The sequence below is a fragment of the Nemorincola caseinilytica genome, from assembly GCF_039540515.1.
GTDB lineage: Bacteria > Bacteroidota > Bacteroidia > Chitinophagales > Chitinophagaceae > Nemorincola > Nemorincola caseinilytica.
Genome location: NZ_BAABFA010000005.1, coordinates 337,923 through 349,053, shown reverse-complemented (window position 1 = coordinate 349,053; position 11,131 = coordinate 337,923). Strand labels below are relative to the sequence as shown.

Here is an 11,131-nt window from a genome sequence, read left to right as displayed (position 1 = left end):
TAGGAGACGGCGATGCATAAACGGTCACAACAGTACTGGTTACGCATCCGGCAGGAGATGTGTAAGTAATGGTAGCGGTACCGGTCGTATGTCCAGAAGTGAACCCTATTGATGTAGCAACTGACGCGACAGCTGGATCACTGCTCGACCAAGTCCCTCCAGATACCGAAGTACTTAATAAATTAGAATACCCAGTACATAGGGTCAGGTCACCTGATATTATGGGGATCGGATGTACAGTGACGATAGCGAGCGCGATGCAACCATTGCCTGAAGTATATGTGATCGAAGTAGTACCTGCCGATATGCCTGAAACAACTCCATCAACGCTTATAGTTCCGACAGCAGGTGTACTGCTGCTCCACGTTCCACCTGCTGTAGCGTTGCTCAATGCAGTCGTTGCGCCAATACATATGCTTAATGGTCCTGTAATTTCATCGGGTGATTCATTTACCGTTACAACACTACTCAAATGACAACCAGTACTTAGTGTGTACGTTATAGACATCGTTCCTGAAGATATGCCACATATAACTCCGGTTGCTGATGCTATCGTCCCTATAGATGGGGAGCTGCTCGACCATGTTCCTCCAGATGGTGTCCCCGATAACACTGTGCATGCTCCTGTACATATTACTGGACCAGAAATGCCTGATGGTGGCAGGTTCACCGTAACAGTGTGATATACATAACAGAGATTACCGATCGTGTACTGAATGAAAGATATGCCCCCAGCGATCCCAGTTACCACTCCGGTTGAGCCGACTGTAGCTATAGAAGGTATTGCACTTGTCCAAACACCGCCAGGCACGCTATTGCTCAAAGTTATGCTCTCGCCCAGGCAAACCTGAGACGGCCCTGTTATCGTTGCCGGCATAGCATGAACAGTAACGACCTTTGTAACGGAGGCATTACATCCAGGAGTTGTTAGTGTAAATGTGATTCGGGCAGTTCCGGAAGATACTGCGGTAAGAATTCCTGTTGAGGAACCAATAGATGCTACGCCCACATTACTACTACTCCACATTCCTAAACTGGAAGATACTCCCGTTACGGTCATTGTGTCGGTTGTGCCAACACAAAATATACTATCCCCAACTATGCCAGACGGAATAGGAAGAATTGTCACTCCAACTGTACGATAACAACCTGTTGGAAGTGTGTACGTTACCGTTGCGGTACCCGGCCAGCCGCCTATCTGAGCACCAGGTGGGTCAGGAGTAACAAATATGCCCTCGGTCCCACTCCATGTTCCTCCGGCACTATCATTCGTCACTAATACCCCTGAACCTGTACACATAACGATCGGTACAGGAAGTGAGACCGGTGGTGTAGAAAAAAGGACTTCCGCACCTATAGGCGCAGGTAAGGGATTAACGGTGAATGTGATAGTACTTACACAACCGGCACTTGTCGTATAGGTAATTGTTGAGGTGCCTGCGGAAACTCCGTTCGCAATTCCGCTGGCGCTTCCTATAGAAACGACCGATGTGTTGCTACTGACCCATGTTCCTCCGGTTGGAATTGCGGTCAGAGTGGTCGTTGTTCCCACACAAATAAGTGTACTGGAAATATCAGGCAAAGGATGTACTGTCACTGTTGTTACTCTTGAGCACCCTGTTGATGTTTGTGTATACGAGATCAGACTTGTTCCTACAGAAACGGCAGTGACAATGCCGGTACTTGACCCAACCGTTGCGATAGACGTGGCACTACTGGTCCATGTACCTCCTGTAGTAGCAGAAGACAACGTTGTGGTCGCCCCTATACATACCGATAGAGTGCCAGTTATTGTCGCAGGAGCTGCAATTACTGTAACTATAGCAGTACTGATGCAGCCAAACCTACTATATGTGATCCTGGCAGTTCCGGCTCCTACTCCTGTAGCAACGCCAGTAGACGCATTGATAGTAGCTACACCGGTGTTACTACTACTCCATGTGCCTCCCGAAGGTGTACAGGAAAGGGAGCTTGTGCTTCCCTCGCAAAAGGACATTGTGCCTGTGATAGGCCCTGGGACTTGATTGACAGTGACGATAGCTGTGACATAGCAATTAGATGCAAGGGAATAGGTGATAACAGCAGTTCCTTCTGCTACACCTATTACCACGCCGCTACCACTGCTTATTGTCGCAACAGACGGGTTGCTGCTGGTCCATGTCCCTCCGGTCGTCGCATTGTTCAGGACGCTTGCCACCCCAATGCATGCAAAAAGGGATCCAGTTATGGGTGTGGAAAGGGAAAGAACATCGACGGAAATATTGGTCGTGCAATTATAAAAATCTTCTGTAACGTAATAATTGGCAGTTCCTGTGGAACCAGGCGTAAATATGACGACGGGCCCAGTGGTTGCCGACAGGCCCGTTGAAGGACTCCATGTGAAGTTCTGAGTCGGAGGAGTGAACCCTGTTGCCATTACGAGTTTGTTGGCGAAAAGAGGAACATTTCCACCTAAACACACAGTTGTATCATGGTCCTCCAAAATTGGGGTTATACTCACTCCATCAATAAATAAGTAGTTATTGAAAAAAGTAGCATGCCCCCAAGGCGCTGCCGCCGGTCGCGAAGCAGTAGGAATAAAACTTGCATTGATCAATGCCAAGCTTTGAGGCTGAGCTGCACTTATGGCTGCAGGGCCTGTATAGGTGAAATCTACAGAAATATTCTGCCAAATATTGCTATTGGCCGTTACAAGTTGGCTCGCCGTAAAGGCCGGGTCGCCAGACCCGCCTGTAAGAGTTGTTGTACCAGGTGGTAGTGCAGCCAGAAAATTTGCTTGCGAATAGCCACGTGAGCCTTGACAACCTCCCCCTGTAAGTCCGGCAGAGGGGAAAAATGTATTAGCACTTACATAAAACTGCACAGGTATCGGGCTATTATCCCAGAACGGTGGCGGTGAATAATTTCCTGGGTCATTACCAACGAGTGCCCAATAACTTAGTCTATACCTACCGCCTCTTATCAATGGGGCGGCCAATTGTGTATACAATCCTTCTCCGGCATAACCGATACCGGCACAATTAATGCGGCCTCCCCATAAGCCAACAAATCTTCCTCCATTAGGCGATGCAGGAATTGTTCCACCAGCACCATTTTGTGTAAAAGGAACAGATGCCTGCCATGTATTGGTAAAACTGTATGTTCCACCAGCAGCATAAGCATCAGGTGTATTTGCCCATTGGCTCCAGTTACAAATTGTTGCCGAAGGAGGTTGTGGACTACCAAAGGGTGTAACATATGCAACAACCGCTGCAGAAATACTTCCACAATTGGTGCCTATAAAACTGCCGTTCTCTACCAATTCACAATTTGTCGAGGGACAAGCAGGATTATGAGTGATAATAAGATATGCCAAAGTCGGTCCTCCTTCTTTGCCTGATGTAGAGTTCACCGGAACGTACCGTATTAAAACCAATCCCACATCGGATGAGTCTTGAGTATAGAACACATCCGTATTGAAAGTTCCTGAATTTACATTGAAAGTTCCATTACCACTAAGTACTTCCAGACACTGAAAACTGTCCGCATTGATATCGTTGTCAAGTAGTCCGGGTATGCCCGAGGCCAAGCTGGCTCCGTTTATCTGGATGGTGGAATTTGTGGCTGAAGCGTACACAAAGTACCCTCCAAATAACCCATCCATCACCCCAACGACATCAGTATTGGTGGCAATAGTTCCGCTATAAGTATGGTGATTGAGTATTGATGTGTCCCCATAGACAGTATCAACGATGTATCCTAGATCTGAAAGAACAGAACGTTCCTCCTGTTGAGGATATCGTTTCATATTTCCTATATTGGTCGTATTGCTTGTTACGAAATACAGGTTATTATTTGCCGGGTCAGGGATGCCGATGCATTGGTCCTCGAAGTTGCTCAGGCTGTACCCTTTTTCGAAACAATTCGGCGTATATACAGGAATTGTAACGCTACCCAAGTATTGGAGGGCCGTGTCACAAATTGAGCTATCACTCACGCAAGTTGAAGAATATGGCTCGAGCACACTGGTCGCTGACAATGCCGGATTAAAGGAATAGTTATACAAATCGCACGAACCAGAATTAGTTATAAGTGGAACTCCGGTGTGGGTCCTTAAAAACTTGTCATACCGTGAATAATAATTCCTACCCAGAATAGAAGAACCGTCGACGTCTATTTCACTGACAATGCCGAGCCCATGCATCATCTCCCTTAGTGCTATAGAATATTCGTCATATTCATCAGGCATTGGGGTACTGCCCATGTTAGTGTTCCAAGAATATGCACTAAAATCGAACGCTATTATTCCATGGAAAAAAGAATAGCTTGAGTAAGGCGATAGTAATGTGTTTTGATATGCGTCATTTCCGTTCTTAATTGTGTTGTAAATTGTGTTGTCGATTAGACCGCCTCCATGTACCGTTGAGGGAAATAGGTAAAAGGAAGTTGCAAATGCCTGCTTTCCGGAAACGGCAGGCACGTTGGCGGGGTTGCGAACCCAAATATTTATTTTCATACCATTCCCAGAAAGGGGGGAATGAATGAAATATGAGAGGTCATTTAATACACGACAAAGCACGTTCCGCCTTGCTAAGTGTACGCCGTTCCCATCATCTTCCATACCGCACCCTGGTTCCATATATATATGAAAGTATCCGGAACTGCAGCTCGCCACGCTATTTACCACTAAAGTGTCATCTTCCCCCCTTAACGTATCGTTGACCGCCAGAGTTTTCAAATGATATTTTGTACCTATTCTGTCTATGACCGTGTCAAGTATTCCCCCGGGAGTAATGTGACGTATCGGATCAGAGCTAAATGTCGTGTCTTGTGCAAATAAGCTCTCATTGCAACTTGCAAATAGAAGCGCAAGCAGAGAAACAAACACCCACCGTTGGTAACAAGGGATAACAGTTCTTTTCATTGTATTTTTTTGAAACAAAAAGGAATAAAAGCGTACATCCATAAGAATATGGAGGTCAGTAAAGGCACCCATCAATTTTTGACGGGGCTACTATGTCAATAACAAAACTATTTATCCATGAAAAGACAGTCAATCCCTAATACTAGTGTATTTTGAAACTGATAAGCGGAGCATATGGATGGGGAAGGTGATAGGACTACATAATTAAACCCGTTTGAGATGCAAATAGCACCAGCCCGGCTCTGTTTTTTATCTTCAGTTTTTTGCTTATCGCTTTAACATGGTCATGTAAAGTATGTAGGCTTATAAACAATTTACCTGCTATTTGTTCGTATGTAAGGTCGTAGCAAAGCAATGACAGAATATCAACTTCTTTTGATGTGAGATCTTCTTTTTTCTTGAAATGAAGTGCCTTGTAGAATACATTTTCACCAACCATTTCTGAATAATAGTAGCCATGTTGATGAATAGCGGATACAGCTGTCAATATTTCCTCTGGATCACAACTTTTCAACAAGTAACCATTCGCTCCATTCCTTATCATCCTTATCATGCTGAATTCTTGTTCTGAGAACGTAAGAATGAGATATTTCATTTGGGGATATAAACCTTTCAGGGCGGAAATAGTATCGTACCCATTCAGCACGGGCATCTGAATGTCAAGGATGCATATGTCCGGCACTTCCGATTCCTGCAATTGGTCCATCAGTTCTTTACCGTTACCGGCTTGAGCAACAACCTTGAACCTAGGGGAATGCTCTGTAATAAGATCGGCAATCCCTTTCCTGATAAGGGGATGGTCGTCGGCTATCGCGACCTTAACAACGTAGTTCATCATATTTAGTAGGGTTTATACTTGTCATTTAATTTTCTATCTAAAAATAGAAATTTAATCCAAAAGAATGTCCCCGTAAATCGTAACCGCATGATCGATACTAACCCGCATTGAAATATCGTCTCTCTGTTAATTTTTAAGCTGCAAAATGCAGTTGGCACTCTCCTGTATCTTTTCGGCGTCCCGCTTACTCATCTCGTCCTCTATGACAGGATGTTCGCTGCAGCCGGAGGCCTTCAGCCTGAACTTCACAATTTTTTGAGAGGCCAGCAAGGCCAGTTCGTCTTTAGTGAGAACGAAATAGCTGTATTGCTCCGTCTCCCACGCGGATATGGTCTTGCTCTGTCCCGAGCGGGGGCTCTCCTTCGTCAATACCTTTCCGTCCGCGAACTTCAAAAGCAAGGCCGTTGTGGCACAGTCACAGAGCTTCGACCGCTCCGTAATGGCAAGCACGACCTTGCCCTTGGCAGATACGAGATTGACAAATATCTTGAACGAGCACTCAACATATCCCGGCCCCTTGAGGATCCCAGGCATTCCGTCGCTGGCTATCCTTACTTGGTCGGTCCACGATGTGACCGAGCCGTCGAAGTCATCGGTCTTTGTATGGAGCTTGCACTGCGCGTTGGCTACATCCATGGATGCGATGAGCGCCACTGTAAAGGCGAATTCTAGTTTCATAGCGCGGACGTTTTAAAAGGCCAGAAATGCGATAGGAACAATGGCGAACAGCAACAGGACGAACCCCAGAGCGATGCCCGCGTAACAGAGCGCCCGCAGGCCGGCCTTGTGCCGGTAGCGCTTCAGCCCCATTTTGCCGGATATCTCTGCCGCGATGCCTAGGACCAGCAAGGCAAGGGTGAACTGAGGGGAAAGGAATAGCAATCCCACCGTGCCGCAGGCAGCCGAGAAATAGGCGTAAAAGCCGCTTTCCTTCTTTTCCGGATATGCCCTCATTGTGAAAGGCGGCCGGATAGCAGGATATGTTTCGGTGGAAGACGCGACATGCTGCGTTTGCTGCCGCTTTACCCAAAAGCCGCCTCGGGCGTAAACAGGGGACAGGAGAAAGCACAACATTACCACCAGTTGCGCATAAAGTGCTTTGTTTCTCATTAGGGACGATTTTGTGAGGGGCGAAATAATTCATTAGTTTTATGCGCTGAAAGTTTTTGACGTTGTACTTTACCCGTTTTACCGAGTATTTTACCCATACAGCTTTTCTCATATGTCGCATCCGGAAATCAAGCAACACATTGGCAGAAAGATCGTGCGCATCCGCGAGCTTCGCGGCATGAAGCAGGACACATTGGCATTGAAGCTGGGCGTAAGCCAGCAGACCGTGTCGCGCATCGAGCAAAGCGAGGAGATCGACGACGCGAGGTTGGCCGAGATCGCTTCGGCTCTCGAAGTGACGGTGGAGGCAATAAGGAACTTCAACGAGGATGCTGTCATCAACCACATGAACAACATCCATAACAATCATGACAGTTCCGTGAACGCCGTCATATACTACCAGCTTAGCCCGGTTGACAGGATCACCGAGCTGTACGAGCGGTTGCTCGAGAACGAGCGGGAAAAGGTGAGGAAGCTCGAAGAAAGGATCAGGGAGCTGGGCGGATAGCATAAGCGCCCGGTATGGGAAAAGCTGCCAATGGTTTTGGCAGCTTTATGATCGATCCCGCGACGAGCGCCTATGCCTCGTCCTTTTCTGACCGTGCATTGAGGATGTAGTCGACCGCTTTCTGAGCCTGTCCCGCGGCTTTGACGATGAGGCGCTTGTCGTTCCGCAGCTTGCCGAGCCACCCTTGTATGTACGCCGCGCTGTTCGCAAATTCCCCCTCTATGTTCGCCAGCGCGAGCAGGTAACAGGTGCCTATCTCGGCTACCAGCTCTTCCTTCGAGTACATCTCGTCGCCGAACTCGCTCATCTCCACCACCCCATCCCTTGCCAGGCGGCTGTCGTGGCCCGTGGAATGGACGAGCTCGTGGAACAGAGTGCTATAATACCCAGCTTCCGTCCTGAACGAGCGGCGCTTGGGCATGTTGACGTAGTCCTCGATGACATGGTAGTAAGCACGCTGCTCCTTATGCCGGACGCGTGGGCACTTCGGCATATTCCGGATAATGGCATCCGCCGCGGGAATGCGATCAGGCTGCCGCCCAGCTGGCAAATAGCGTTCGGGCAGGTTGTCGCATTGCGACACGTTGAAGACGGTATAGTACCACAAGGATGGGTGGCTTTTCTTTCCTTCCTCCGTGGCCTCTGTCCGTTCGTCCTCCTGCTTCTCGGGGGGGACATTCCAATACACTATCGAGTGGCCCTTGGAACCCCGCCTTACCTTGCCTCCTATCTTTTTGACCTGGTCGAACGAGAGGAACAGGTTGTGCTCGTACCCCTCCATGCCCAGGAGCAGGGAATTTATGCCCCGATAAGGCTTTCCCGAGATGAGGTTCCTCGGCATTCCAGCGTCCTTCCATGGCTTTCGCCACGGAACTGTGCCGGCATTGAGCCGCTCGATGATCTTGTCTGTTACGAGCGCATACACGTCGGGGCGGGTCTTCGCTTCGTTTGCTGTTGCTGTCTCCATTTGCTTGTTTTTTTGTTGTTAAGGAATCTATGTCACTGGAAGTGTACATGGCATGGCGCCGGGCAATAAGGGAGGGAAACTATCCGTTGCCGCATATCCACAGAATACGGTAAAGATCCCTGTGCGGGACCTCACCGTCGACCTTATCCGCTATTTTCTGCTGCTTCTATGGCCTTGAAGATCTGCAATGCGAGTTGCGGAACTACGGCGTTCCCGTACATCCGTATGGCTTCCCTGCGCCACTTCGGAAGGGTAATTCCGTCCAGCCTTCCGGGAAGCCCATCATCTCCTCTACGAACCGGGGATCGAGAAGGCCAGTCTCGCCAGTAGCCTCTCTGGCAGCGTCTGGCAAACTGTTCGATGAGCTTCGCCCATTCCGAGCCAGCGTTTCCGGCTTGCGCGCGCCTTTCCAGTCCCTCGCTGTGACGGTCGGGAACATGGCGGCCCACCTGCTGAGGGTGACGCTGTGCATGCTTCCCGGCTTCACCTGCGAGCTTTTCATCTTCGCCGTAGCCCCTGTGCAGTCCATTGCGGTAGGCGTCGGAATGAGCCGCGTTTCTGTTCCGTGCGACGAACCAGACCCTGTACCTTCGGTGCGGAGCGCCGACGCCGCAAGCTGGAAGCACGAACGCCCGCACTTCGTATCCAAGGGCTTCCAGGTCAGCGTGCACCTGCTCGAATACCATCCCCCCATTCCAATTAAGGATGCCGTAAACGTTCTCGCCAACGACCCAGCGCGGCCTGATCTCTCCAACAACTCGGAGCATCTCCGGCCAGAGATGGCGAGGATCTGCCGTGCCCTTGCGCTTTCCCGCGAGGCTGAACGGCTGGCAGGGAAAGCCGCCCGTGAGCACGTCGATCTTTCCTTGGTAGCGTTTCGCATCAAATAGTCTTATGTCGCCGACGTTCTCGGCATGAGGCCAGTAATGAGCGAGCACCTTGTTGCAGAACGGGTCTATCTCGGACTGGAGAACGGTCTCCCACCCCATCAGTTCGGCCGCGAGATCGAACCCTCCGCCTCCTGAAAACAGGCTTGCATGCCTCATGACGGCTCATCGTCGCCGTAGTCGGCGATGGCCACGGCCTCGAACATGCGCGTGTAATATTCCGTCCTGTTCGCCTGCTCCCGCCGGTATTCCTCGTACATCTCGGGATACTTGCGGGCCACCTCCTTGGTCAGGGACTTCCTTTTCGCCGTCCGCCTTTCGTAGTCCAGATCATCGAGGGAACGGATAACCACCTTGCACGACCTGCGTTTAGCTTGCCGGGCGATCGACATGGCTAGCGAGCGCAACTCAGGCGAGCTTCGAAGCAGGTCTATCTGCTTTATCGCGACCACGTCGGCCGAGTATTCCTTTTGGAATCTGGTTATGGCCGAAAGTATCCTGTCGTGCTTTTGCTGTGACCACGCGCCATTGAACGACCTTACTCTCCAATCGACGAGTTCTCCCTGCCGGATGACGGAAAGGCCCAGAGCCCGCGTGCCGGGGCTAATCCCGAGAACCGTTCCTGTTGCCATAGTTCTGACCGACGAGATAGGTGAATAATGCGCCGCGCGTCTTGCGTATCTGCGATTCCGGGATGGAAAGGACGCGCTGCAACAGCTTGCGAAGATGCGCTTCGGAATACTTCTGCGCGAAGGCCGTGTACAGGGGCAAGGCTTCCATGTCATTGAGTGCGTCTGCCAGCTCGAGGGCCAGGCGTTCTTCTTTGGTTTGCATAGCGTATGCGTGAATGGATATTTTTGATAATAACCGACTGGAGTTTTCCACTTTTCCTGCTCGATCGTTGAGCGTTATTTATTCATAAATAAATCGATGAGCGGTATGGCGAGCGATACAGAAAAAGGGAACAGAGAACAGGCGCTTTTTGCACTCATCATGAAAAAGCAGCTTGCTGGAACTGAATACGAAAACGGACTGTTGGTTACGGTGACCGAATATGTATGCCCCCGATACCCTCGCCGTATTTGCTCATGTTCTCCGCTACCTCGGCCACGGCTTCTTGCCGGAGTTCGAAATAGATGTCCTCGTTCAGGGCGTGATACAATGCGCCGAGCTTGTACAGGTTTTTCCCGATCGGCATGCGCTTGCCTTGCTCCCAAAGCATGAGCTGAACCGGACTCACCCCCAGCAGCTTTGCCGCGTCCCGCTGCTTCAAGCGGTGCATCTTTCTCAGCTTTTTCAGGCGGTATGCCACTATTGGGGTTCCCATGCTTTGACTGTAGAAGAACTGACGGCGAAAAACAGGACAGGAAAAATATCCGTCCTAGCATACGCGGAGATAAAGGAGACAGGCTCAATTCCTGAGGCAGCTATCCTTTCGCTACCATAAGGTGATAACGAAACCCTAAGAAGAACATGAACGTTTTTTGAAACTGCGTATTGAAATGAAAATATCCAATGGGTATACTCGGTCGCATGAGAACTCTTGACGAACTGGTTGCGTTTGACAACTATCTATGGGAAAAATTGGGTGCCGAATACGGCTTCCAGCTTGAACGCTGCTGGAACGAATACAAAGATGAAGTCAAGAAAAATGTTACCCAAATGGTGTCCAAGCAGGTAGCGCGGGAACTCAAAAAACAGAATCATTTTTTCTTATTGCAAGCGTTGAAGGAACTTGATCTTCTATATGCGAACGAGTAATAGGACATTCCCTTTGCATTCGTGACCGCCTCTTAGAGATCAGCTAAATGTCCGGGCGGTAAGGCGAACAATTGGTTAGCTACCAAAGAAGGGCAAAAAGCCGAAAAAGCCTTGTGTATATATCATTGCGCATGTTTCGCCTCCATTTCCGCCTTAA

12 protein-coding genes are annotated in these 11,131 nt (G+C 49.4%); 4 read left to right on the top strand and 8 right to left on the bottom strand.

Annotated elements, in window-relative coordinates; translation table 11 throughout:
• The first annotated feature begins 68 nt into the window (after positions 1-68).
• Together ABD843_RS03770 and ABD843_RS03765 are read left to right on the top strand one after the other, a co-directional pair.
• Positions 69-476 (top strand): hypothetical protein, encoded by a 408-nt coding sequence (locus tag ABD843_RS03770; RefSeq protein WP_345078729.1) that lies wholly within the window; start codon positions 69-71, stop codon positions 474-476.
• 1,014 nt (positions 477-1,490) lie between these two features.
• The gene (locus ABD843_RS03765) at positions 1,491-2,024 is read left to right on the top strand and encodes a hypothetical protein (RefSeq protein WP_345078726.1); all 534 of its coding nucleotides are present in this window, start codon (positions 1,491-1,493) and stop codon (positions 2,022-2,024) included.
• A gap of 3,075 nt (positions 2,025-5,099) precedes the next feature.
• Here the strand turns inward: ABD843_RS03765 and ABD843_RS03760 are convergent.
• The 3 genes from ABD843_RS03760 to ABD843_RS03750 form a co-directional block, all read right to left on the bottom strand.
• Positions 5,100-5,741 (bottom strand): response regulator, encoded by a 642-nt coding sequence (locus ABD843_RS03760; protein WP_345078723.1) that lies wholly within the window; start codon positions 5,739-5,741, stop codon positions 5,100-5,102.
• A gap of 126 nt (positions 5,742-5,867) precedes the next feature.
• Positions 5,868-6,419: a hypothetical protein gene (locus tag ABD843_RS03755; protein WP_345078720.1), complete on the bottom strand. Its 552-nt coding sequence runs from the start codon at positions 6,417-6,419 to the stop codon at positions 5,868-5,870.
• Between the two features lie 12 nt (positions 6,420-6,431).
• Positions 6,432-6,851 carry a hypothetical protein gene (locus ABD843_RS03750; protein WP_345078717.1) on the bottom strand — a complete coding sequence of 140 codons (420 nt, stop codon included), beginning with the start codon at positions 6,849-6,851 and terminating at the stop codon, positions 6,432-6,434.
• Between the two features lie 112 nt (positions 6,852-6,963).
• Here ABD843_RS03750 and ABD843_RS03745 point away from each other — a divergent pair, with 112 nt between their 5' ends.
• Positions 6,964-7,359: a helix-turn-helix domain-containing protein gene (locus ABD843_RS03745; protein ID WP_345078715.1), complete on the top strand. Its 396-nt coding sequence runs from the start codon at positions 6,964-6,966 to the stop codon at positions 7,357-7,359.
• Positions 7,360-7,429: 70 nt separating this feature from the next.
• Here the strand turns inward: ABD843_RS03745 and ABD843_RS03740 are convergent, their stop codons facing one another.
• The 5 genes from ABD843_RS03740 to ABD843_RS03720 form a co-directional block, all read right to left on the bottom strand.
• The gene (locus ABD843_RS03740; RefSeq protein ID WP_345078712.1) at positions 7,430-8,326 is read right to left on the bottom strand and encodes an ArdC family protein; all 897 of its coding nucleotides are present in this window, start codon (positions 8,324-8,326) and stop codon (positions 7,430-7,432) included.
• 143 nt (positions 8,327-8,469) lie between these two features.
• Entirely contained in the window at positions 8,470-9,372 is a 903-nt protein-coding gene (locus tag ABD843_RS03735; RefSeq protein WP_345078709.1) for a DNA cytosine methyltransferase, read from the bottom strand.
• On the bottom strand, positions 9,369-9,845 hold the full coding sequence (locus ABD843_RS03730) for a hypothetical protein (RefSeq protein ID WP_345078706.1): 477 nt from the start codon (positions 9,843-9,845) through the stop codon (positions 9,369-9,371). Before ABD843_RS03730 ends, ABD843_RS03735 begins: the two co-directional genes overlap by 4 nt.
• Positions 9,817-10,047, bottom strand: coding sequence for a hypothetical protein (locus tag ABD843_RS03725; protein WP_345078703.1), 231 nt, complete (start codon positions 10,045-10,047; stop codon positions 9,817-9,819). The genes ABD843_RS03730 and ABD843_RS03725 overlap by 29 nt, the downstream gene beginning before the upstream one ends.
• Before the next feature lie 205 nt (positions 10,048-10,252).
• Positions 10,253-10,540 (bottom strand): helix-turn-helix transcriptional regulator, encoded by a 288-nt coding sequence (locus ABD843_RS03720; protein WP_345078699.1) that lies wholly within the window; start codon positions 10,538-10,540, stop codon positions 10,253-10,255.
• A 206-nt stretch (positions 10,541-10,746) separates the two neighbouring features.
• Here ABD843_RS03720 and ABD843_RS03715 point away from each other — a divergent pair, with 206 nt between their 5' ends.
• The gene (locus ABD843_RS03715) at positions 10,747-10,974 is read left to right on the top strand and encodes a hypothetical protein (protein WP_345078696.1); all 228 of its coding nucleotides are present in this window, start codon (positions 10,747-10,749) and stop codon (positions 10,972-10,974) included.
• Positions 10,975-11,131: the final 157 nt, after the last annotated feature.